Source organism: Xanthomonas sp. BRIP62418, assembly GCF_003993495.1.
GTDB classification, from domain to species: Bacteria; Pseudomonadota; Gammaproteobacteria; order Xanthomonadales; family Xanthomonadaceae; genus Xanthomonas; species Xanthomonas euroxanthea.
This window is the reverse complement of sequence record NZ_QEZG01000047.1, coordinates 34,656-58,221: the sequence shown is the minus strand read 5'-3', so window position 1 is coordinate 58,221 and position 23,566 is coordinate 34,656. Positions and strand designations below refer to the sequence as shown.

The following is a 23,566-nucleotide window of genomic DNA, read 5'->3' as shown; positions in this document are numbered from 1 at the left end:
GTCGCTGTTAGCCAATCCCGAATCCCGAATCCCCAATCCCAGCGTCATAGCGTCTGCTCCAGCACGCGCCAGACCAGTTCTTCGAAATCGATGCCGAGCTGGCGCGCGGCCTTGGGCACCAGCGAGTGACTGGTCATGCCCGGGGCCGTGTTGACTTCCAGCAGATACAACTGGCCGCTGGCGCGGTCGCGCATCACGTCGACGCGGCCCCAGCCGCGCGCGCCGGCGGCGCGGAAGGCATCGAGCGCGAGCTGGCGCAGTTGCGTCTCGTCAGCGCCGTCCAGGCCCGGGCACAGGTACTGAGTGTCGTCGGCCACGTACTTGGCGTCGTAGTCGTACCACTGGCCCTTGGGCACGATGCGGATCGACGGCAACGCGACCTCGCCGAGCACGGCCACGGTGAGTTCGTCGCCTTCGATCAGTTGCTCCATCAGCAGCGCGCCGTCGTAGCGCGCCGCCAGCACCACCGCCTCTTCGAGCTGGGCCTGGTCGAACACGCGGCTGATGCCGACGCTGGAGCCTTCGTTGGCCGGCTTGACGATGACCGGCAGGCCGATCTGCCGTGCGGCAGCATGGATGTCATCGGCATGGGCACCGGCAGCCAGGCGCGCATAGCGCGGCGTGGGCAGGCCCAGCGACAGCCACACCTGCTTGGTACGGATCTTGTCCATGCTCAACGCCGAGCCCAGCACGTTGGAGCCGGTGTACGGCACCTTGAAGGCTTCCATCAGGCCTTGCACGATGCCGTCTTCGCCGCCGCCGTTATGGCCGTGCAGCACATTGAAGACGCGATCGAAACGCTGCTCGACCAGGGCCTGCGCCAAGGCCGGAATGCCGTCGACCGGCTGCGCATCGACGCCGCGCGTGCGCAATGCCTCGAGCACGTTGCTGCCGGAGTTCAACGACACCTCGCGCTCGGACGAGGTACCGCCGAGCAACACGGCGACGCGGCCGAACGCGGCCGGATCGCTGATGCGTGCATTGGGAATAACCGCGCTCATGCCGTGGCTCCGGTGAAACCGTTGTTGATGATGTGCTGTGCGACATAGCCGATATCGCCGGCCCCCATCATCAGCAATAGATCGCCATCCTGCAGCACGTCCGGCAACACTTCGGCCAGGCCGGAAATCTGCCCGACCACCACCGGTTCGCTGCGGCCGCGCGCACGGATGGCACGCGCCAGCGCGCGCGCATCGGCACCCGGAATCGGCGCTTCACCGGCCGGATAGACCTCGCTCAATACCAGCGCATCGACGGTGCTCAGCACCGCGGCAAAGGCGTCGAACTGATCGCGGGTACGGCTGTAGCGATGCGGCTGGAACGCCACCACCAGGCGCTTGTCCGGCCAGCCACCGCGGGCGGCGGCGAACACCGCTTCCAGCTCGCGCGGATGGTGGCCGTAGTCGTCGACCACACGCACGCGCGCACCGGTGCTGGTGGTGACTTCGCCCAGGTCGTTGAAGCGGCGGCCGATGCCGGCGAAGTTTTCCAGCGCACGCGCAATGGTCTCCGGTGCCACGCCCAGCTGCCAGCCGATCGCGGCAGCGGCCAGTGCGTTGAGCACGTTGTGACGGCCCGGCAATGCCAGCGTCACCGGCGTGGTGGTGCCTTCGGGCAGGCGCAGCGTGAAGCGCATGCGCGGGCCGTCCTGCACCACGTCCTCGGCGCGCACGTCGGCGTTCTCGCTCATGCCGTAGCTCATCACGTGGCGCGGTGTCTTGCCAGCCAGCGCGGCCACTTCCGGGTCGTCGATGCACAGCAACGCCAGCCCGTAGAACGGCAGGCGCTGCAGGAACTCGGCGAATGCGGCCTGGATGCGTGCGAAATCGTTGCCGTAGTTTTCCAGGTGATCGGCATCGATGTTGGTGATCACCGCCATCAACGGATTCAGGCGCAGGAAGCTGCCATCGCTCTCGTCGGCCTCGGCCACCAGCCATTGGCCACCGCCGAGCTTGGCGTTGGCACCGGCGGCCAGCAACTGCCCGCCGATGACGAAGGTCGGATCCAGCCCGCCTTCGCTCAGCACGGCCGCCGCCAGGCTGGTGGTGGTGGTCTTGCCATGCGTGCCGGCCACCGCGATGCCGCGACGGAACCGCATCAGCTCGGCCAGCATCGCCGCACGCGGCATGATCGGAATGCGCTGGCTGCGCGCTTCCATCAGCTCGGGGTTGTCTTCGCGGATCGCACTGGACACCACCACGCAATCGGTGCCGAGCACGTTGGCCGCCGAATGCCCGCGCATCACCCGCGCGCCCAGCTTGGCCAGCCGCCGCGTCGCCACGTTATCGGAGTTGTCCGAACCGGAGACTTCGTAGCCCAGCGTCAGCATCACTTCGGCAATGCCGCTCATGCCGGTGCCGCCGATACCGACGAAATGCACGCGCGGGAATGCACGCACCAGATCGCCACTGTCCTGCAGGCGGCGGATCACTGGGCACCTCCGGCGGAGGTGCCGGGATTGGAGATTAGGGATTGGAGATTGGCAACGGCGGCGATCGATCGCGCCGAAAATTGACCATTAACGGATTTCTGCATGCTTTCCTGCTTGTGCTGTTGCTCTTTACGAATCCCCAATCCCGAATCCCCACTCCCGGCTTCCTGCAGAATGATGTCGGCGATGCGTTCGGCCGCATCCGGTTTGGCCAGGGTGCGGGCGGCCTGTGCCATCGACAGGCGACGTGCGGGGTCGGCGAGCAGGGTCTGCAAGACCTGCTGCAGGCGCACGGCCAGGGTGTCGTCCTGCTTGAGCAGCACGGCGGCGTCGGCGCCGACCAGGTATTCGGCATTGCGGGTCTGGTGGTCGTCCACCGCTGCGGCAAAGGGCACCAGCACGCTGCCGATACCGGCGGCGCACAGTTCGGCCAGCGTCGATGCACCGGCGCGGCACACGACCAGGTCGGCCCAGGCGTAAGCGGCGGCCATGTCGGCGATGAACGGTTCGACGCTGGCGTTGACGCCCGCCTGCGCGTACGCCGCCTCGGCTTCGGCGCGCAGCTTTTCACCGCACTGGTGGCGCACGTCCACATCCGGGTGGCCGAGCGCGGCCAGGGCGGCCGGCACGGCCTGATTCAATGCGCGCGCGCCCTGGCTGCCACCGAGCACCAGCACACGCACGGCACCGCCACGGCCGACCAGACGCGTGGCCGGCGCGGGAAGCGCTGCGATTTCCGCGCGCACCGGATTGCCCACCGCCTCCTCGCCAGTGAAGCTGCCCGGGAAACCGGTCAGCACGCGGCGCGCAAACCGCGACAACACCTTGTTGGTCATGCCAGGAGCGCGGTTCTGTTCGTGCACCAGCAACGGCACGCCGAGCAGCCGCGCTGCCAGGCCACCCGGGCCGGCCGCGAAGCCGCCGAAACTGATCACCGCACGCGGCTGGCGCTTGCGCAGCACGAAACCGGCGGCGCGCACCGCGCGCATCACCCGCACCGGTGCACCGAGCAATTTCACCAGCCCCTTGCCGCGCAGGCCGCTGATGGCCAGCGTGTCCAGTGGAATGGCGTGCTGCGGCACCAGCCGGGTTTCCATCGCGCCATCGGCGCCCAGCCAGGTCACCGGCACGCCACGCGCGCGCAGCACCTTGGCCACGGCCAGACCGGGGAAGATGTGCCCGCCGGTGCCGCCAGCCAGAATCATCACTGGTCGACTCCCCGCACCTGGATGTGCGGGCGCTTGCGAGGGATTCGCATGGGCACTCATGCAATCCTCCCGAAGGTCGGTTCCACACGCGGCTGCATGCGGCTGGTGCCGCGCAGGATGGCCGACGCCGGTGCCACCGATGCGGCAGCGACCGGTGCGGCTGGTGCGGCGGCAACCGGGTCACGCTGCGGCTTGTGCGCCGGCGTATAGGCTGGCGCGACCGATTCGACCACCGGTTCGGCCGGCTCGGCCGATGGCGCGCCCGCGCCCTGCGGCGACAATTTGCTGCGCAGGCGCTCGGCACGATCCATCTCGTAGGACACGCGCAGCAGCAGGCCCATCGCCACGCAGGTCATCAGCACCGACGAACCGCCAGAGGAAATCAGCGGCAGGGTCAGGCCCTTGGTCGGCAGGATGCCCAGGTTCACGCCCACCGAGACGAAGCTCTGCAGGCTGATCCACAAGCCGATGCCGAAGGCGATGTAGCCGGAGAAGTGACGCTTCATTTCCACGCAGCGCATGCCCAGCCAGAACGCGCGGCCGACCAGCAGCGCGTACAGCGCGATCACCCCGCACACGCCGACAAAGCCGAGTTCTTCGGCAATGACCGAGAAGATGAAGTCGGTGTGCGCTTCGGGCAGGTAGTTGAGCTTCTGCACCGAGGCGCCCAGACCCACGCCGGTCCACTGGCCGCGGCCCACCGCCATCAAGGCGTTGGACAGCTGGTAGCCGGAGCCGAGCTGGTCGGCCCACGGGTCCAGGAACGAGGTGATGCGGCGCAGCCGGTACGGCTCCAGGATCGCGATGAAGGCGAACACCGGCAGGCCGAACACGATCGGCATCGACATGCGCGGCAGGTTCACCCCGCCCAGCACCAGCATGCCGGCGGTGATCGCCAGCAGCAGCGTGGACGAGCCGAAGTCCGGCTGCATCAGCAGCAGGCCGACCAGGGCGATCGCCACGCCCAGCGGCTTGAGCATCGCCGGCCAGGTCGCGTTGACCTCGTCGCGAAAGCGCACCAGATAGCTGGACAGCCACACGATGTAGAGCACCTTGACCGCTTCGACGGTCTGGAACTTCGACACGCCCAGGTTGATCCAGCGTTTGGCGCCGTTGACGCTGCTGCCCAGGCCGGGCACGAACACCACCATCAGCAGGCCGAAGCAGGCCAGCAGCAGCACCTGGTTGTACTGCTCGATGGTCTTGAGCTCGGTACGCATCGCCCAGAACGCCAGGCCCACGCCGATGCCCAGGAACAGCAGGTGGCGGGTCAGGTAATAGAACGGGTTGTCGGACAGCTCGATCGAGCTGGACGCCACCATCACCACGCCCAGCGAGGCGAGCGTGGCCGCGGCCCCGAGCAGCCACGGGTCGTAGCGGCCGCCGATGGCGTCCAGTCGCGTGGCCTGGCGGGACATGTCGTTCATCAGCGCACCTTCAACGTGGCAAGGCCGATCAGCACCAGCACCACCGAAATGATCCAGAAGCGCACGATCACGCGCGGCTCCGGCCAGCCCTTGAGTTCGAAGTGGTGATGGATCGGCGCCATGCGGAACACGCGCTTGCCGGTCAGCTTGAAGCTGGCGACCTGGATCATCACCGACAGCGTCTCGATCACGAACACGCCGCCCATGATCACCAGCACCAGCTCCTGCCGCACGATCACCGCGATGGTGCCGAGCACCGCGCCCAGCGACAGCGCGCCGATGTCGCCCATGAACACCATGGCCGGATAGGTGTTGAACCACAGAAAGCCCAGGCCTGCGCCGGCGATCGCCGAGCAGATGATGATCAGCTCGCCAGCCCCCGGAATCAGCGGGATTTTCAGGTATTCGGCAAACACCACATTGCCCGAGGCATAGGCGAATACGCCAAGCGCGCAGGCCACCAGCACGGTCGGCATGATCGCCAGGCCGTCCAGGCCATCGGTGAGGTTCACCGCATTGGAGAAGCCGACGATCCAGAAATAGGCGATCACCACAAAGCTCACGCCGGCCAACGGCAGCGCGATCGACTTGAACATCGGAATGTAGAAGGTGATCGCGGCCGGCACGTCGGCGGTGTAGTACAGGAACAGGCCCGCTGCCAGGCCGAAGATCGACTGCAGCAGGTACTTCCAGCGCGACTTCAGGCCGTTGGGATCGCGGCGCACGATCTTGATCCAGTCGTCGTACCAGCCGATCGCGCCGAAACAGATCATCACCGCCAGCACCAGCCACACGTAGCGGTTGCGCAGGTCGCCCCACAGCAGCACCGACAGGGTCACCGTCAGCAGGATCAGCGAGCCGCCCATGGTGGGCGTGCCGGCCTTGGAGAAATGCGTCTGCGGGCCGTCCTGGCGGATCGGCTGGCCACCCTTGAACTGGGCCAGCTTGCGGATCACCGCCGGGCCCATCCACAACGACAGGAACAGCGCGGTCAACGCCGCCAGGATGCCGCGGAAGGTCAGATAGTTGAACAGCCCGAACAGGCTCTCCAGTTGCTGCAGCCAACGCGCCAGCTCAAGCAGCATGGGATGCGTCCTCCGCCGGGGCCAGCAGCGCGGCGACGATGCGGTCCATGGCGCTGCCACGGGAGCCTTTCACCAGCAGCGTGGGCGGGGTGTGCGCCGTGGTGGCGGCAGTCTGCGCCGCCGCACCGGTGTGTTCGTACATCGAAGAAGATTCCTGCGTTTGAGTCGGCGAAACGGCGAGCTGCGCCAGATCCGCCTGCAAGGCCGCGATCAATGCGGCATGGGTGGCGAACACGCGGCCGCCCTCGCCGAACGCCTGCGCGGCGGCGGCACTGAGCTCGCCCAGCGCGTACAGGCGCTGCAGCTTGGCCGCGCGCGCGCGACGGCCGGCGGCCGCATGCAAGGCTGCGCCTTCCGGGCCGAGTTCACGCATGTCGCCGAGTACCAGCCAGCCCTGGCCAGATGCCGCGGCCAGCGTGTCGATGGCCGCGTCCAGCGAACCGGGATTGGCGTTGTAGCTGTCGTCGATCAACACCGCGCCGCCGGGCAGGGTGTGGGTGATCTGACGACCGGCCACCGGGCGCACCTGCGCCAGACCGGCGGCGATGATCGGCAGGGCGATGCCCGCACCCAACGCCAGGCCGGCCGCAGCCAGCGCGTTGAGCACGTTGTGGCGGCCCGGCAACGGCAGCGCAATCTGTGCCTGGCCCTGCGGGGTCACCAGCGTGAACTGCGCCCCGCCCGCCTGCAGCCGCAGGCCATGCGCGGTGATCTCGGCACTGGCCTGCAGGCCGTAACGCAACACGCGGCGGCCCTGCACCGGCTGCGCCTGCAGTTGCTGCTCGAACCAGGCACCGAAGGCATCGTCGGCATTGATCACCGCCACGCCATCGGCCGGCAATGCGGCGTAGATGGCGCCCTTGGTGCGGGCGACGCCGAGCAGGCTGCCCAGGCGTTCCAGATGCGCGGGTGCGATGTTGTTGACCAGGGCCACGTGCGGCTGCGCGATCTCGGTGAGATAGGCGATATCGCCCGGCTTGCCGGCGCCCATTTCGTAGATCGCCAGATCCGCATCGTCCGGGGCGGCGATCACCGCCAGCGGCAGGCCGATTTCGTTGTTGCGGTTGCCCGGCGTGGCGTACACGGTGATGCCGTCGACACGCCCGGCCTCGCTCAGGATGGCCAGCAGCAGGGCCTTGACGCTGGTCTTGCCGTTGGAGCCGGTCAAGGCGATCACCCGCGTGGCGCGGTCGCGCTGCATGCCGGCGGCGATACGCGCCAACGCCAGTTCGGTATTGCCCACCAGCACCTGCGGCACGCTCAGCGCCGGCAGCAGCCGATCGACCAGCAGTCCGCTGGCGCCATGTGCCACCGCGTCTGCGGCAAAATCGTGGCCGTCGAAACGCTCGCCGCGCAGTGCCACATACAGGCTGCCGTTGGCCAGCGTGCGAGTGTCGTTGCCGACGGTGTCGATCATGGCGTCCTCGCCATGCAGCTCGCCACCGGCCCAGTGGGCGATCAACGACAATGGAGTGAGCTTCATGCGCGCACTCCCAGCCCGGTCCGCGGCAACAAGGCCTGCGCCGCCACGATGGCGTCGTCGAAGGCATGCCGCACACCGGCCACTTCCTGATATGGCTCGTGGCCCTTGCCGGCGATCAACACGATGTCGGAGGCACCGGCCATGCTGATGGCCTGATGGATCGCCGCGGCGCGGTCGCGCTGCACGATCGCCGCATCCGGACGCGCGAAGCCGCGCAGGATGTCGGCCACGATCACATCGCCATCTTCGCCCCGCGGGTTGTCGTCGGTGACGATCGCCACGTCGGCGTTGACCTCGGCAATGGCCGCCATCTGCGGGCGCTTGCCGGTATCGCGCTCGCCACCGCAACCGAACACGCAGATCAACCGGTCCTGCGCATGCGCGCGCAAGCTGGCCAGTGCCTGTTGCAGCGCGTCGGGCGTGTGTGCGTAGTCGACGACCACCAACGGTGCGCCATGCGCACCACCGAGGCGGTTCATGCGCCCGTGGATCGGCTGCAGCCGACCGAGCACCTCGGCGATCCGTGCCGGCGCGATGTCCAGCGCAGACAACGCGCCGGCCACGGCCAGCAGGTTGTCCACGTTGAAACGGCCCAGCAGCGGCGAGTGCACCGGATGCACGTGACCGTCGATGTGCAGCGCGAAATTGATCCCGTTGTGATCCAGCTGCAGCGCCTGTGCACGCACGCTTGCCTGGGCCTGCGCGCGCGAACTCACGCCGATCGCGCGCAGCGCGGGATCGAGCGAGGCCAGCAGCGTGCGGCCGAAGTCATCGTCCAGGTTGACCACAGCGGCCTTCAATCCGGCGCGCGCGAACAGCCTGGCCTTGGCGGCGCCGTACTGCGCCATGTCGCCGTGGTAATCGAGATGGTCGCGGGTGAGATTGGTGAACACCGCCACGTCGAAATGCACCGCATCCACGCGGCCCTGGTCCAGCGCATGCGAGCTGACTTCCATCGCCACGGCCTGCGCGCCCTCGTCGCGCAGTTGCGCCAGCAAGGCATGCGTCTGCAGCACCAGCGGTGTGGTGAACCCGGTCGGCACGGCGCTGCCGTACAGGCCCACGCCCAGGGTACCGAGCGTGCCGGCGGGCGTGCCGAGCAGTGTCAGGGCCTGTGCCAGCAATTGCACCGTCGAGGTCTTGCCGTTGGTGCCGGTGACGCCGACCATGCGCATCGCCTGCGAAGGCTGGCCGTGGAACTGATCGGCCATCGCGCCCAGGCGCGCACGCAAACCGGGCACGGCGATCGCATCGACCGGTACCGGCAGATCGGCCGGCGCCGGCGGCTCGAACAACACCGCCACTGCGCCATTGGCGCGCGCCTGGTCGACAAAGCCCAGGCCGTGCGCGCCGAAACCGGCGATCGCCACGAAGGCATCGCCTGCACGCACCACACGGCTGTCCATCACCAGGCCCGACACCTGCACGTCGTGCGCAAGCCGCACGTCCGGCAACAGCTGCGACAGCGGCATGGCGCGGCTCACTGGCGGCTCTCCTGCAACGGCGCGGGCTGGGCGGTGGTGGGCGCGGCCGGCGGTGCGATCGCGGTCGGGATGCCGGCGGACACTTCGTCCACCGGATCCGGCACCAATGCCGGGTCCAGGTCGGCCGGCTGCGGCTTGACCACCGGCTGCCCGGTCTTGCCGGCAGCCTGCGCGGCCAGCCACGACTGGATGTCGTCCGGCGGCACGTCCATCAGCCGCAGCGCGCCTTCCATCACCCGATGGAACACCGGTGCCGACACCAGGCCGCCGTAATACACCTTGCCCTGCGGATCGTTGATCACGATGACGGTGGCAAAGCGCGGACGCGTGGCCGGCACCAGGCCGGCGAACAGCGCGTTGTAATGCCCGCGCTCGTATCCGTTGGCGCCGTTCTTGCGCGCGGTACCGGTCTTGCCGGCCACGTGGTAGCCCAGGATCGCCGCGCCCTTGGCGCCACCCTGGGTGACCACGGTTTCCATCATGTCGATGACCTGGCGCGCCACTTCGGGGGTGACCACCTGGCGGGTTTCGTTGTGCTGGCCGCGCACGAAGGTCGGCGGGGTCAGCTTGCCGCCATTGCCCAGCGTGGCGTACGCCTGCGCGATCTGCAGCGGCGTCACCGACAGGCCGTAGCCGTACGACATCGTGGTCTTGGACGGGCCGCTCCAGCGCGCCGGCTGCAGCACCACACCGGCCGATTCGCCGGGAAACCCGCTATGCGGCGCAGCGCCGTAACCGAAGTTGCGGATCGACTGATAGAAGGTCTGGTCCGGCACCTTGGCCGCGATCTTGGCCGCGCCGATGTTGGAGCTGCGCGTGATCACGCCGGTGACGTTGAGCACGCCGTTGTTGCGCGGCACATCGCGGATGGTGAAGCGCCCCACCGACATGTAGCCGGGGTTGGTGTCGATGACGGTGTCCTTGGTCACCACGCCGGCGGTCAGCGCGGTGGCCACGGTCAGCGGCTTCATCGTCGAGCCCGGCTCGACCAGATCGGTGACCGCACGGTTGCGGCGCGCCGACGGGTTGATGCCGGTGACCGCGTTGGGGTTGTAGGTGGGCAGGTTGACCATCGCCAGCACTTCGCCGGTGGCCACATCCATCACCACCATCGAGCCGCCGGCAGCGTTGTTTTCGACCAGCGCGTTACGCAGCTCCTTGTAGGCCAGGAACTGGATGCGGCGATCGATGCTCAGCGTCAGGTCCTTGCCCGGCTGCGCCGGACGCACCAGATCCACGCTCTCCACGATCGCGCCGCGCGCATCGCGCACCACCTTCTTGGAGCCCGGCTTGCCGCGCAGCCATTCGTCGAAGGCCAGCTCCAGGCCTTCCTGGCCGCGGTCGTCGATATTGGTGAAGCCCAGCACGTGGGCCATCGCCTCGCCTTGCGGATAGAAGCGCCGGAACTCGCGCTGCGAGAACACGCCGGGAATCTTCAGATCGACAATCGCATGCGCCTTGTCCGGGTTGATCCGGCGCTGCAGGTACATGAATTCCTTGCCGGCCTTCTGCGCCAGCTTGGCGTTCAATTCGTCCAGCGGCTGGCCGAGCGCCTTGGCCAGCTCGGGAATGCGGTCCGGATTGCGCAACAGCTCCTGCGGATTGACCCAGATCGATTCCACCGGCGTGGACACCGCCAGCGGCTCGCCGTTGCGGTCGGTGATCATGCCGCGCGAGGTGGCGATCGGCAGCTCGCGCAGGTAGCGCGCTTCGCCCTGGCGCTGGTAGAAGTCACGGTTGACCAGCTGCACGAACGCCGCCCGGCCGATCAGCGTCACCGAGCACAGGCCCAGCGCGATGCCGACCAGCGTCAGGCGGCCACGCAGGTTGAAGTTGCTGCGCGCGCGGTTGCGGCCGGCCTTCATGGCGCACCTCCGTGTGCGCCACCCAGTGCGCCACCCTGCGGGCGGCTTCGCCGTGCAAAACGGTTGTCCTGCCGCACCGTCATGGGCGCACCACCACGATGTCGTTGGTCTCCGGGAACTTCATCCCGATGCGCGCACGCGCGACCTGATCCACGCGGTTGCTCTCCGCCCAGGTAGCCTGCTCCAGCTGCAGCCGGCCGAATTCGATATTCAATTCATCGCGCGTGTGTTCGAGCTTGGACAACTGCACGAACAGCTTGCGATGCATGTGGCGCATGTACACGACCCCGATCGCCGAGGCGATGCTGCAGGCCAGCAGTACGATGAGCAGCAGGCGGCTCATGCGGCGTCTCCTTGAGACGCCGGGATTGGGGATTGGGGATTCGAGATTCGCTCAGAGCGCTTTTCCAATCCCGAATTCCGAATCCCCAATCCCAGCTTCTCAGCCACCCGCAATACCGCGCTACGGGCGCGCGGATTGACGCTCAGTTCGGCGTCGTCGGCCTTGATGGCGCCGCTGATCAGCTGCAGCGTCGGCACGAAAGGCTGGGCTTCGGGCAGGCGGCGGTTGCTCGGCGGCGCCTTGGCGTAGCGGGCCATGAACTGCTTGACGATGCGGTCTTCCAGCGAGTGGAAGCTGATCACCGCCAGGCGGCCGCCGGGCTTGAGCGCGCCCAGGGCGGCATCCAGGCCGGCTTCCAGGTCGTCCAGCTCGCGGTTGATATAGATGCGGATCGCCTGAAAGCTGCGCGTGGCCGGATGGGTCTTGCTGTCGCCGCGCGGCATCACCGAGGCGATCAGCTCGGCCAGCTGCGCGGTGCGCAGCAGCGGCTGTTCGGCGCGGCGCGCCACGACGGCGCGCGCGATGCGGCGGCTCTGGCGCTCTTCGCCATAGGTCCACAGCACGTCGGCGATGTCGCGCTCGCTGGCCTGCGCCAGCCACTCGGCCGCGCTCTGGCCGGCATCCGGGTCCATGCGCATGTCCAACGGGCCGTCCTTGCCAAAACTGAAACCGCGCCCGGCCACATCCAGCTGCGGCGAGGACACGCCCAGATCCAGCAGGATGCCGTCGACGGTTGCCGCAGCGACCACCTGGCCGAGGCCGGCAAAGCTACCGCGATGGATGGACACGCGCGCATCGCCACCGAACGACTGTTCGGCCACGGCGATCGCGTCGGGGTCCTTGTCCATCACCAGCAGTCGACCTCCCGGGCCAAGGTGTTGCAGCACGCCACGGGCGTGTCCGCCACGTCCGAACGTGCCATCGAGATAAGTTCCGTTTTCGATCACCTGCAGGCCGTCCAGAACCTGCGTGTACAGCACCGGCACGTGGGCCGCCGGCGGCTGCGACACCGGGTGACCGGGCTGCGCTTCACCGCGCATCCGGGCACCCCGGCTCACAACCTGAGATCGAGCAATTCATCGCCCAGATCCCCGTCAGACAATGTCTGCTGGATCAGTGCGCGATGTGCCTGCTCGCTCCAGAGTTCGAATTTGTCGCCCATGCCCAGCAGCACGGCCTTCTTCTCGATGCCGACCGCGTTGCGGTGGCTGGCCGGGATGCTCAGACGGCCATTGGCGTCCAGCTCCAGCACTGCGGAAGAACCCACCAGTTTCTGCTGCAGCGTGCGGACCACGCGCTGGGTGTTGGGCTTGGACATCACATCGTCACGCACCCGCTCCCACTCCTTTTCCGCATACAGCCACAGGCAGCCGGCTTCGAACGGGTTGTAGGTGAGCACCAGGCGATTGCCGCTCACGCGCGTGACCAGGTCGCGGTACGCGGTTGGCACCGCCATACGCCCCTTGTCGTCCACCGTGATGGCAGTCTCGCCCTGAAACACCGAATACAACCTCGAATACCCGCTGGGGGATCATTGAACCACGAAAAACCACAAAACACCTGGTTTTCCCTCCGTTGCCCACCTTAGCAGCGCGTCAAAGGTTGTCAACAACTTTGAGGGCCACAAATCGCCAGTCGCATCAATGAGTTGCGGCACTCTTTAGAGACTTGTTCAAAGGTTATCCACAAGTTGCTGTTTCATCTCAGATTTTGAGATTGAACAAAAATTCAGGGGCGTGAAGGCCATGTAAACCCGACCGCAGTCTCACTTCACACTGCGCCAGCTGCACATGGTTAATGCGCAAACAGGCGACAATCGGCGGCATGTGCCTGGTCGCTCTTGCCTGGAAAACCCACCCGCGCTGGCGCCTGCTGCTGGTGGGCAACCGCGATGAATTCCACGAGCGCCCGACCGCTGCGCTGGCGCGCTGGCCAGCACCCGCCGACGGGGTGCTGGCGGGCCGCGACCTGCGCTCGGGCGGCAGCTGGGTGGGCCTGGGCAGTGACGGCCGCGCCGCGGTGGTGACCAACGTGCGTGACCCGCTCGCCAGCGCGTCCGGCCGCTCGCGCGGTCACCTGATTGCCGATTACCTGGCCGGTAGCCTGGACGCGGCCGTCTACGCCGGCGACCTGGCGGCCGCCGCGCACGAGTTCCCGCCGTTCAATCTGGTGGTGTGCGACGCCGAGCGCTGCGAACACCTCAGCAATCACCCGCCACTGGCACGCACGCTGGCGCCTGGCATCCACGGCATGTCCAACGGCCCGCTGGACGCGCACTGGCCCAAGACCGCTGCATTGACCGCGGCCTTGCACGACTGGTGCGCCGCAGGCAGCGACGACCTGCAACCGCTGTGGACCGCCCTGGGCAACCCCGCCATCGCGCCGGACCACGCCCTGCCCCACACCGGCGTGGACCTGCCCACCGAACGCCTGCTGTCGGCCGCCTTCATCAGCGGCGCCAGCTACGGCACCCGCGCCAGCACCATCGTCGCAGTGGACCACCACGGCAACGGCTTCATCCACGAACGGCGCTTCGGCCCGAACGGCATCTTTCAGGGCGAGACGCGGCTGGAGATTTAGAGACACCGGTACTGCGTGGCGGGACGATAAGGCGAGAAACAAAGGGCCTGGCCCACGCATCGCTCCCGTAGGCCGGGCAAATGCAGATCGCCCAGCCCCCCTTCTCCCCGCCTGCGGGAGAAGGGGGCGCGCAGCGCCGGATGAGGGAATGGGCACCCCGTCCCCACGGCGCCCCCATCCGCCCTTCGGGCACCTTCCCCCGCAAGCGGTGGAAGGCAAAAAGGTCTGGACCCGCCATTCCCCTCCGCAAGCCGGAGCAGAAAGCAGCAGTCATTACCAAGCAATTCCATCGACAGCAGTTCCATCGATGGCGGACGACCCGACGCTCCAGCATTGCACCCGAGTGCAAGCCCCCTTGAGTCAAGGGGGCGCGGCGACAGCCGCGGGGGTGTGGCATGCCCGGAGCGGGGCCCGCGGTTTGTACCGCCACCGGCGGTATGAAGCGTGGGTGTCTTCTTTGGGCGAACGCCCGAAGAAGGCAGCGACAGCCGCAGGGGTGTGGCATGCCCGGAGCGGGGCCCGCGGTTCGTACCGCCACCGGCGGTACGAAGCGTGGGTGTCTTCTTTGGGCGAACGCCCGAAGAAGGCAGCGAACAGCCGCAGGGATTTGGAATGCCCGGAGCGGGACCCGCGTTTTGTACCGCCAACGGCGGTACAAAGCGTGGGCACCTTCGAGAAGGGCGAACGCCGAACGAAGGTGGCGGAGCCGGCCGGTAAGCCGGGTTCTGTCGTGGACAGTCATTCGTCTAGGCGCTACGTCACCGCAGCGCTCAAGCAACCTACCCGGATCCAGCGCGGGCCACGCCAATGGATCCCTATTTGGTCTTGCTCCAGGTGGGGTTTGCCGTGCCGGTCCGTTACCGGACTCGCGGTGCGCTCTTACCGCACCATTTCACCCTTACCGGCCCCTCGCCACCCCTCTGCAGCCTTTAAACGCACTTGGCGATGCTGCGCATCGCCGACACGCGTCAGTGGCTGCAGAGGGGTGACGAGGGACGTAGGCGGTATCTTTCTGTTGCACTTTCCGTCGGCTCGCGCCGCCCAGGCGTTACCTGGCACCTTGCCCTATGGAGCCCGGACTTTCCTCGGCACTCTTGCGAGTGACGCGACTGTCTGGCCGACTCCGCCGGGGCGCACTATACGCTATCGCCACCGTGCACAACGGCGCCGCGACTTCCCCCCGCCAGCGCCGGTAGGCCCGCAATTGCCCGTAGGAGCGCACCCGGGCGCGAGAGGCCTTACCGAGAAAAATCCCAGTGCACACAAACTCGCTTCTGCAACAGCACACCTAGCCACCATACAAGGCCTTGCGCGGCGCGCCGGTCAGCTCGGCCGCCAGCTTGGCGGCCGTGGACGGCGGCAGGTGCTCGGCAAGCTTGGCGTAGACGCGGCGACCTTCGGCCAGCAGGCCTTCGGCGGCATCGGCGGCGCCCTGCACCATCACCACGAACTCGCCCTTGCGCTGGTTGTCGTCGGCTTCGACCTTGCCCTGCAACTGCGCCAGGGTGCCGTCGAGTACGGTTTCGAACAGCTTGGTCAGCTCGCGCGCAATCACCGCCGGGCGCTCGTCGCCGAAGGCCAGGCGCAGGTCGGCCAGCGATTCGACGATGCGGTGCGAGGACTCGTAAAACACCAGGGTGCGGGTTTCGCCGGCCAGGTGCGCCAGGCGCTCGCGACGCGCGGCGCTCTTGGCCGGCAAAAAGCCCTCGAAGCCGAAGCGGTCGCTGGGCAGGCCGGCCACGCTGAGCGCGGCGATCGCCGCGCAGGCGCCGGGAACCGGGCTGACCCGGATCCCGGCCGCGCGGGCGGCGCGCACCAGCTTGAAGCCGGGGTCGCTGACCAGCGGGGTGCCGGCATCGCTGACGATGGCCAGCGACTCGCCCTCGCGCAGGCGCGCGACGATACGCTCGGACATGGCGTCTTCGTTGTGGTCGTGCAGGGCCAGCAGCGGACGGTCGATGCCGAAGTGGCCGAGCAGCTGGCGGGTGTGGCGGGTGTCTTCGGCGCAGATCGCGGCCACGCCACGCAGCACCTCCTGCGCACGCGGCGACAGGTCGGCCAGGTTGCCGATCGGCGTGGCGACCACGTGCAGGGTTCCAGGGGAGGTCATCGACGGTATTCCGTAGGGCAAAGGGTAGAATCGTAGCGTTTTTAACGGTCCGCCCCGGCGGGCCCCGTCCAATGGATCTGAAATGAACAAGCGTGTTGCAAGGATCTCCGCCCTGTCGCTGATGGTGATGCTGGCCGCCGGTTGCGCCACCAGCAGCGTCACCCAGACCGCCTCGCCGACCCAGAGCGCGGCGCTGGCGTTGCTGGACCAGGGCAAGCCGCGCGAGGCGGCGCAGCAACTGGAAGCCGAGGCCGTCGGCGCCAGCGGTGCGCAGCGCAGCCGCCTGCTGGCCGCGTCCGCGTTCGGCTGGCATGACGCCGGCGATGACGCACGTGCGCGCACGCTGCTGGCGCAGGTCACCGCGCGGCATCTCGGCGGCGAAGACCGCGCCCGCTTCGCGCTGCTGACCGGCGAGCTGGCGGTGATCGACAAGCAGGCCGCGCAGGCGCTGCAGGCCCTGGGCGACAGCCCGCAAGGCCTGCCCCAGCCGCTGCAGACCCGCTGGCTGCTGGCACGCGCCGCCGCACTGGAAGGCACCGGCGACCTGTTCGGCGCTGCCGCCGACCGCGCACGCGCCGATGCCAGCCTGACCGGCACCCCGCGCAGCGAGAACCAGCGCGCGATCGTGCGCCTGCTGGCCGCACTCGACGACGCCACGCTGAAGGGCCGCACCGCGGCGCTGCCGGCGGGCGATCCGCTGTACAACTTCGCCGGCCGCGCCCTGATCAGCCGCGGCCTGGCGCTGCCGCGCGCGTTCGACCGCGACGCGCAATGGGGCTTTGACACCAGCAAGCGCCCGCCGGCCGAACGCGATGGCTATCGCCCGCCGATCAAGCTGGGCGTGCTGCTGCCGCTCAGCGGCAACCTGGCCACCGCCTCGGCGCCGGTGCGCGACGGTCTGCTGGCCGGCTACTACGCCGAAACCCGCCGCCGCCCGGAACTGCGCTTCTTCGACACCGCCGGCACTGCCGCCGGCGCCAATGCCGCCTACGACAAGGCAGTGAGCGCCGGGGTGGATTACGTGGTCGGCCCGCTGGGGCGCGACGAAGTTAGCGCCGTGTTCGCACGCGGCCAGCTGGCGGTGCCGGTGCTGGCGCTCAACCGCCCCACCGACAACAAGGCACCGCCCAGCGGCAGCGCCGGCTTCTCGCTGGCGCCGGAAGACGACGGCATCATGGCCGCCGAATACCTGCTCGCGCGCGAGCGCCGCAATGTGCTGATCGTCGGCACCAGCGACGACAACGGCAAGCGCACCATCAAGGCCTTCCGCGACCGCTTCAGCGAACGCGGCGGCACCATCGCCGGCAGCATCAGCGTGGCCGAGGTGCCGGGCGACATCGGTGCGCAGCTGCGCAACTACGGCACCGCCGATGCGGTGTTCCTGGCAGTGCGTGGCAACACCGCGCGCGCGCTGGCGCCGCAACTGGCCTTGAGCGGGTTCGCCGGCAAGTCGCGCGTGGGAACCTCGCAGCTGGTGGCCGGCACCGGCAAGGTCGAAGACGACCTGGCCCTGGACGGCATCGTCTACCCGAGCGAGACCTGGACCGCCCTGGGCGTGTCCGGGCTGCCGGCCTCCACCCAGGTCGCCAGCACGTTGCCCAGCGCACGCGGACCGGGTGCGCGCCTGTTCGCGTTCGGCTACGACGCCTGGAAGATCAGCGCGTATCTGGAAAAGCTCGCCACCGGCACCGATGGCGGCCTGCGCGGCGCCACCGGCACCCTGCATCTGGACGGCTTCGGCAACGTGCTGCGCACCCCGGCCTGGTCCACCTTCAACGGTGGCCGCCCGGTGCCGATCGCCGACGGCCGCTGACGCCATGCCGGCAGCGCGTCAGCAACGTGGTGCGGCGGTGGAAGCGGCCGCCCGCGCACTGCTGGAGCAAGCCGGGCTGCGGCTGGTGGTGGGCAATGCCAGCTACCGCGGCGGCGAACTGGATCTGGTGATGCGCGACGGACAGGCGCTGGTGTTCGTGGAGGTGCGTTATCGCCGCGACAACCGCTTCGGCGGTGGCGCGGCATCGGTGGATGCGCGCAAGCGCCGCAAGCTGGTGCTGGCCGCGCAACTGTTCCTTGCCTATCACCCGGCACTGGCGACACTGCCGTGCCGCTTCGACGTGGTCGAAGCCAGCGGCGAGCCGCCGGTGCTGAACTGGATCCGCGACGCCTTCCGCGCCGACGACTGCTGACAACGGCCCACGCGCGATGCCCACCATCATCACCCACGCCGCCGTGCCGCTGGCGCTCTGGTGCGCCAGTGAACGCGGCCGCCTGTCGCCACGCCTGCTCGCTGCCGGCATCGTCGCGGCGATGTTGCCGGACGCCGATGTGCTGGCGTTCGCGTTGCATGTTCCGTACGCCGATGCGTTCGGCCATCGCGGCGCCAGCCACTCGTTGCTGTTCGCCGTGCTGATTGCGCTGCTGGGCGGTGTTGCGCATCGCCTGTTGCGTGCGGACGCGCTGCAGGCAGCAACGTTCTTGTTCGTCTGTGCCGCCTCGCATCCGCTGCTGGATGCGATGACCTCCGGCGGATTGGGCGTTGCGCTGGCCTGGCCATGGAGCGAGGCACGCTGGTTCGCACCGTGGCGGCCGATCCGCGTGTCGCCCTTGGTCAATGGTTTCTTCAATGCGCGCGGCCTGGCCACGCTGCTCTCCGAGCTGCGCTGGGTCTGGCTGCCGCTCACCGCCGCCGCGCTGGGATGGAGATGCATCCAGCGCGCGGCACCACAGGATCACCTGTCATGACCGATGTGCTTCCCACTGCCCTGGCCGACTTGCTGGCCGCGCGGCTTGGCCCCGATGGCTGGCTGACCGGCGCCGACGCGCGGCGCCGCCATGGCGAAGACGATTCGCGCAGCTGGGCCTTGCCCGCCGCCGTCGCCCTGCCGCGCGATACCGAGGAGGTGGTGGCGATCGTGCAGGCCTGTCGCGCCCATGGCGTGCCGATCGTGGCGCGTGGCGCGGGCACCGGCACCACCGGTGCGGCAGTGCCGTTTTCCGGCGGCGTGGTGGTGTCGATGGCGCGCATGAATCGCATCGTGGCCTTGCGCCCGGAAGACCGCTGCGCCGTGGTGCAACCGGGCCTGCTCAACGGCGAACTGCAGCAGGCCCTGCAGCCGCACGGCCTGTTCTGGCCACCGGATCCGTCCAGCGCGGACATCTGCAGCGTCGGCGGCAACCTGGCCACCAATGCCGGCGGCCCGCGCGCGGTGAAATACGGCGCCACCCGCGACAATGTGCTCGGCCTGGTCGCTGTGACCGGCACCGGCGAGGTGATCCGCTGCGGCGGTGCATACACGAAGAATTCCACCGGTTACGACCTGACGCATCTGCTGGTCGGCAGCGAAGGCACCCTGGCGATCATCGTCGAGGCGACCTTGAAGCTGACACCGCGTGCGATCGCACAAGCCGGTTTGCGCGCGCTGTATCGCGACGCGGCCAGCGCCGCGGCAGCGGTGTCGCGCATCATGGCGCAACCGACCACGCCGACAATGCTGGAATTCATGGATGCCAGTGCGATTGCGCTATTGCGCCGCAACGGCAGCGATGTCCCCGAGGCCGGCGCGATGCTGCTGATCGAAGCCGATGGCGATCACGACACCCTGCCCTACGCGCTGCAGGCCTTGCACGCTGCGGCCGAGGGCGAGGGCGCGTTGAGCCTGGACGTGGCCGCCGATGGCAGCGCGCGCGACAAGCTGTGGGCGGCACGCCGCGCACTGTCGCCGGCGCTGCGCACGATCAAGCCCGGCAAGATCAACGAAGACGTGGTGGTGCCGGTCTCGCGCATCCCCGAGCTGGTGGCCGGCGTGGAAGCGCTTGCGGCCGAATTCGCCTTGCCCATCGTCGCTTTCGGCCATGCCGGCAATGGCAACCTGCACGTCAACATCATGTACGACCCGGCCGATGCCGACGAAGACGCACGCGCCCATGCCGCATTGCCGCGCCTGTTTGCGCTGGTGCTGGCGCTGGAAGGCACGCTCTCCGGCGAGCACGGCATCGGCGTGGCCAAGCGCGATTTCATGGCCCAGGCCTTCAGCGCACCGACGCTGGCGGCGATGCGCGCGATCAAGGCCGCGCTGGATCCGGACGGGATCCTGAATCCGGGCAAGGTGTTGCCACCGCTCGAGTGACGCTGCCGCCTCAGCGCGTCACCCCGATGAAGCGCAGCCCCACCCCCGGTTCGGTGACGATGTAATGCGGGGCGGCGGCATCGTCGTGCAGCTTCTGGCGCAGCTTGCCGACCAGGATGCGCAGGTAATGGGTGTCGTCTTCATGGGTGGGGCCCCACACCTCGCGTAGCAGCTGCGGCTGGGTGACCACGCGGCCGGCATGCTTGAACAGCAGCGCGAGCAGGGCGTATTCCTTGCGACTCAAGGGCACCGCCTCGCCATCGAGGGTGACCTCGCGCAGGCCCAGATGGATGTGCAGGCGGCCGTCGTCGAACACGCTCTCCTCCACCGTGCTGCCGGTGCCGGCCTGGCGCAGCAACGCGCGGATGCGCGCCATCAGTTCCTGCACGCCGAACGGCTTGGTGACGTAGTCGTTGGCGCCGGCATCGAGCGCGGCGACCTTTTCGGTTTCGCCGGCGCGCACGGTGAGCATGATCACCGGCACGCTGGACCACTGGCGGATCTCGCGCAGCACCTCGTGGCCGTCGCGATCGGGCAGGCCGATGTCCAGCACCACCAGTTCGGCGCCCTGCCCGGCCAGCATGGCCAGGCCTTCCTCGGCGGTGCCGGCCTGCAGCACGCGATACCCCTGTGCGCGCAGGCTGATGTCGAGAAAACGGCGGATCTGCGGCTCGTCGTCGACGATCAGCACGCGGGCAGGCGGGATGGCAGTGGGGTCAGTCGGCATCGGGGCGAGGTGGCGCGGCGGGAACGAGCAACGGCAGCGTAATGCGGATCGTGGTGCCGTGACCATCGGCGCCGGCCAGCGCCTCCACGCTGCCGCCATGCGCGCCGATCATGCCCTGGCAGATGGTCAGGCCCAGCCCGGTGCCATGGCGGCCGCGGTCGCCACGCTCCACGCTGTAGAACATGTCGAAGATGCGTGCGCGCTCGTCCTCGGGAATGCCGGGGCCCTGGTCGCCGATATCGATCTGCAGGGCGCCGGCCTGCAGCCGCGCCTGCACGGTGACGGCCACGCCGGCTGGCGAGAATTTCGCCGCATTCTCCAGCACGTTGAAGATGGCCTGCTCCACCAGTGCCGGGTGCACCCAGATCGCCGGCAGGTCGGCGGCCAGCTCCAGTTGCAGCCGTACTGCCGGCTGGTAGCGCTGCAGCCGCCGCGTGGCCGAGCCGATCAACTCGTCCACGCCGATCCAGTCGCGCTTCAAGGTCAGCCCGGTATGGCCGAGCCGGGTCATGTCGAGCAGGTTCTGGATGTAGCGATCCAGCCGCTCGCCTTCCAGCTGGATGGTGTCCAGCAGGCTGTGGCGGTCCTGCGCGTCCATCGCATCGCCGTAGCTGGCCAGGCTGCTAGCCGAGCCGATCATCGAGGCCAGCGGCGAGCGCAGATCGTGCGAGACCGAGGACAGCAATGCCGAGCGCAGGCGCTCGGTTTCGCCACTGACGCGCGCGCCCTCCAGATCGGCGACCAGGCGCGTGCGCAGCGCCGCCTGGCCGATGTCCTCCACCATCGCTTCGGCCAGCCGACGTTGCTCCAGGCCGGGCCGCTGCACGCTCTGACGAAAGCGCAACGCGGCCACGCCCAGGCTGCCACGTTCGTGCCGCACCGGCAGGCACCACCACTGCGCGCCGGCCAGCGTATCGGTGAAGTGGCCGGCCGGCTGCCCGTGGCGCTGGGTCCACTCCGCCGCGCTGCGATCGAGTGCGCCGAAGCTGGCCGGCGCATCGCTTTCGCGTTGCTCCAGCCGCAACCAGGCCTCGGCATCCAGTGCAGTGGCCAGCGCACGGCGGCCGGCTTCCAGCACCTGCCCCAGGTCGGCGGCGGTGCTGAGCTCGCGGGCCAGCGCCTGCAGTGCATTGGCATGCGCGTTGGCGGCGCGCAGGGCCAGCACCTGGCTGCGCAGGCGCGAGGCCAGGCGGCCGGCGACCAGCGCGGCGATCAGGAACAGGCATACCGTCACCACGCCCTGGCGCGCGCTGATGTGCAGGGTGAAGCGCGGTTCGATGAAGAAGAAGTTGTAGGCGACAAAACTCAGCAGCGCGGCGATCACCGCGGCGGCCATGCGTGTGCGCGAGGCCACCAGCACCACCGCGACGATGAACACCATCGACAGGTCGTCGATGTCGGTCCAGCGCTGGATCACCCACGCCACCGCGACCGCCGCAGCGGCGGCGATCGCCGCGAAGGCCAGGTCGTAGCGCTGCAGCCACTGGCGCGGATTGCGCCAACGCTGGCGCGCGCGTGCGCGCGCATCGGCGGAGCTGACGATGACCAGTTCGTAATGCGCGCCACGCTGCAGCAGTTGCTGGGTCAGCGTGCGGTTGAACATGCGCGCCAGCGGACGCTCGCGCGTGCGCCCCAGCACCAGCGTGGACACGCCGTTTTGCGCAGCGAAATCCAGCAATGCCTGCGCGACGTTGGCGCCATGCAGCAGCGCGGTATCGCCACCCAGGCGACGTGTCAGTGCGAACGCGCGGTCGATCTCCAGCTGCCAGGCGGCATCGGCCACGGTGCGTGTCTGCACGGTGACCACCGTCCACGGCGCATCGCGCCGCTCGGACAGCCGCCGCGCCACCCGCACCAGATAATCCGAGCCGCCACGCCCATCGATGGCCACCACCACGCGGCGACGCAAGGCGGCGGTGCCGGGCAGGCCGCGCGCGGCCTGGGTGTCGCGCAGATCGCTGTCGACGCGGTCGGCCGCGGTCTGCATCGCCAGCTCGCGCAGGGCGGTGAGGTTGGAGGGCGAGAAGAACGCCTGCAAGGCCTGCGTGGCCTGTTCGGGCAGATACACCTTGCCCTGCTGCAGGCGTTCGATCAGTTCGCGTGGCGGCAGATCCACCAGCACGATGTCGCGCAGGCGATCGAACACCGCATCGGGCACGGTCTCGGACACGCGCACCCCGGTGATGCGCAGCACAATGTCGTTGAGGCTTTCCAGATGCTGGATGTTGACCGTGGTGTAGACATCGATGCCGGCATCGAGCAGTTCCACGATGTCCTGCCAGCGCCGCTCGTGCCGGCTGCCCGGCACGTTGCGATGGGCCAGCTCGTCGATCAGCGCCAGCTTCGGCTTGCGCGCCAGCAAGGCGTCCAGGTCGAGTTCTTCCAGCTGCCGGCCCTGGTAGTTGATGCGGGTGCGCGGCAGCAGCGGCAGGCCATCCAGCAGTGCCGCGGTTTCGCTGCGGCCATGGGTTTCCACCACTCCGGCCACCACGTCCATGCCCTGGCGCAGGCGCTCGCGCGCCCGCGACAGCATGGCGTAGGTCTTGCCCACCCCGGGCGCCGCGCCCAGAAACACGGTCAGGCGCCCGCCATGTTCGCGCTGCAGTTCGCCGATCAGCGCGTCGGCTTGTTGGGTGCGGGCGTCGATCATGGAGGCCGGGATTGGGGAGTCGGGATTGGGGATGTGTGGAGCCTAC

General features: G+C 68.6%; 19 protein-coding genes and 1 other RNA gene. 5 read left to right on the top strand and 15 right to left on the bottom strand.

The genetic code is table 11. The features are described from left to right. Positions 1-44: 44 nt before the first annotated feature. From EO174_RS17145 to mraZ, 11 genes are all read right to left on the bottom strand, one after another. Positions 45-1,001 carry a D-alanine--D-alanine ligase gene (locus EO174_RS17145; protein ID WP_126946171.1) on the bottom strand — a complete coding sequence of 319 codons (957 nt, stop codon included), beginning with the start codon at positions 999-1,001 and terminating at the stop codon, positions 45-47. Further along, positions 998-2,431 carry a UDP-N-acetylmuramate--L-alanine ligase gene (gene murC, locus EO174_RS17140; protein WP_104584564.1) on the bottom strand — a complete coding sequence of 478 codons (1,434 nt, stop codon included), beginning with the start codon at positions 2,429-2,431 and terminating at the stop codon, positions 998-1,000. Before murC ends, EO174_RS17145 begins: the two co-directional genes overlap by 4 nt. Continuing rightward, positions 2,428-3,699, bottom strand: a complete 1,272-nt coding sequence (gene murG, locus EO174_RS17135) for an undecaprenyldiphospho-muramoylpentapeptide beta-N-acetylglucosaminyltransferase (RefSeq protein ID WP_126946168.1) — start codon at positions 3,697-3,699, stop codon at positions 2,428-2,430. The genes murC and murG overlap by 4 nt, the downstream gene beginning before the upstream one ends. Beyond that, positions 3,696-5,066: a putative lipid II flippase FtsW gene (ftsW, locus tag EO174_RS17130; RefSeq protein WP_126946165.1), complete on the bottom strand. Its 1,371-nt coding sequence runs from the start codon at positions 5,064-5,066 to the stop codon at positions 3,696-3,698. The genes murG and ftsW overlap by 4 nt, the downstream gene beginning before the upstream one ends. After that, on the bottom strand, positions 5,066-6,151 hold the full coding sequence (gene mraY, locus EO174_RS17125; RefSeq protein ID WP_104538520.1) for a phospho-N-acetylmuramoyl-pentapeptide-transferase: 1,086 nt from the start codon (positions 6,149-6,151) through the stop codon (positions 5,066-5,068). The genes ftsW and mraY overlap by 1 nt, the downstream gene beginning before the upstream one ends. Then, on the bottom strand, positions 6,141-7,634 hold the full coding sequence (murF, locus tag EO174_RS17120; RefSeq protein WP_126946162.1) for a UDP-N-acetylmuramoyl-tripeptide--D-alanyl-D-alanine ligase: 1,494 nt from the start codon (positions 7,632-7,634) through the stop codon (positions 6,141-6,143). Before murF ends, mraY begins: the two co-directional genes overlap by 11 nt. Further along, positions 7,631-9,106, bottom strand: a complete 1,476-nt coding sequence (locus EO174_RS17115) for a UDP-N-acetylmuramoyl-L-alanyl-D-glutamate--2,6-diaminopimelate ligase (protein ID WP_181116520.1) — start codon at positions 9,104-9,106, stop codon at positions 7,631-7,633. Before EO174_RS17115 ends, murF begins: the two co-directional genes overlap by 4 nt. Before the next feature lie 8 nt (positions 9,107-9,114). After that, entirely contained in the window at positions 9,115-10,983 is a 1,869-nt protein-coding gene (locus EO174_RS17110) for a penicillin-binding protein 2 (RefSeq protein ID WP_104584549.1), read from the bottom strand. A gap of 79 nt (positions 10,984-11,062) precedes the next feature. Continuing rightward, positions 11,063-11,326, bottom strand: a complete 264-nt coding sequence (gene ftsL / locus EO174_RS17105; RefSeq protein ID WP_005991913.1) for a cell division protein FtsL — start codon at positions 11,324-11,326, stop codon at positions 11,063-11,065. Next, entirely contained in the window at positions 11,323-12,366 is a 1,044-nt protein-coding gene (gene rsmH / locus EO174_RS17100) for a 16S rRNA (cytosine(1402)-N(4))-methyltransferase RsmH (RefSeq protein ID WP_164740245.1), read from the bottom strand. The genes ftsL and rsmH overlap by 4 nt, the downstream gene beginning before the upstream one ends. Before the next feature lie 14 nt (positions 12,367-12,380). Further along, positions 12,381-12,836 (bottom strand): division/cell wall cluster transcriptional repressor MraZ, encoded by a 456-nt coding sequence (gene mraZ / locus EO174_RS17095; protein WP_016903087.1) that lies wholly within the window; start codon positions 12,834-12,836, stop codon positions 12,381-12,383. 314 nt (positions 12,837-13,150) lie between these two features. Between mraZ and EO174_RS17090 the strand changes: the two genes are divergently transcribed. After that, the gene (locus EO174_RS17090) at positions 13,151-13,906 is read left to right on the top strand and encodes an NRDE family protein (protein WP_126946159.1); all 756 of its coding nucleotides are present in this window, start codon (positions 13,151-13,153) and stop codon (positions 13,904-13,906) included. A gap of 698 nt (positions 13,907-14,604) precedes the next feature. On the opposite strand, the gene rnpB is transcribed toward EO174_RS17090, so the two are convergent. Together rnpB and rsmI are read right to left on the bottom strand one after the other, a co-directional pair. Further along, an RNA gene (rnpB, locus tag EO174_RS17085) (RNase P RNA component class A) lies at positions 14,605-15,031 on the bottom strand. Between the two features lie 163 nt (positions 15,032-15,194). Further along, the gene (gene rsmI / locus EO174_RS17080; RefSeq protein ID WP_126946156.1) at positions 15,195-16,016 is read right to left on the bottom strand and encodes a 16S rRNA (cytidine(1402)-2'-O)-methyltransferase; all 822 of its coding nucleotides are present in this window, start codon (positions 16,014-16,016) and stop codon (positions 15,195-15,197) included. 82 nt (positions 16,017-16,098) lie between these two features. On the opposite strand from rsmI, the gene EO174_RS17075 reads away from it, so the two are divergent. Genes EO174_RS17075 through EO174_RS17060 form a run of 4 tightly spaced genes read left to right on the top strand, consistent with a single transcriptional unit; the run spans position 16,099 to position 20,143 of the window. Next, positions 16,099-17,829, top strand: coding sequence for a penicillin-binding protein activator (locus EO174_RS17075; protein WP_126946153.1), 1,731 nt, complete (start codon positions 16,099-16,101; stop codon positions 17,827-17,829). A gap of 4 nt (positions 17,830-17,833) precedes the next feature. Next, positions 17,834-18,202, top strand: a complete 369-nt coding sequence (locus tag EO174_RS17070; RefSeq protein WP_104584541.1) for a YraN family protein — start codon at positions 17,834-17,836, stop codon at positions 18,200-18,202. Positions 18,203-18,218: 16 nt separating this feature from the next. Then, complete coding sequence (locus EO174_RS17065) at positions 18,219-18,758, top strand: metal-dependent hydrolase (RefSeq protein ID WP_126946150.1); 540 nt, start codon at positions 18,219-18,221, stop codon at positions 18,756-18,758. Then, positions 18,755-20,143, top strand: a complete 1,389-nt coding sequence (locus tag EO174_RS17060; RefSeq protein ID WP_126946147.1) for an FAD-linked oxidase C-terminal domain-containing protein — start codon at positions 18,755-18,757, stop codon at positions 20,141-20,143. The genes EO174_RS17065 and EO174_RS17060 overlap by 4 nt, the downstream gene beginning before the upstream one ends. A 10-nt stretch (positions 20,144-20,153) precedes the next feature. Here the strand turns inward: EO174_RS17060 and EO174_RS17055 are convergent, their stop codons facing one another. After that, complete coding sequence (locus EO174_RS17055) at positions 20,154-20,870, bottom strand: response regulator transcription factor (protein WP_126946144.1); 717 nt, start codon at positions 20,868-20,870, stop codon at positions 20,154-20,156. Next, positions 20,860-23,520 carry a sensor histidine kinase KdpD gene (locus tag EO174_RS17050; RefSeq protein WP_126946141.1) on the bottom strand — a complete coding sequence of 887 codons (2,661 nt, stop codon included), beginning with the start codon at positions 23,518-23,520 and terminating at the stop codon, positions 20,860-20,862. Before EO174_RS17050 ends, EO174_RS17055 begins: the two co-directional genes overlap by 11 nt. Between the last annotated feature and the right edge of the window lie 46 nt (positions 23,521-23,566).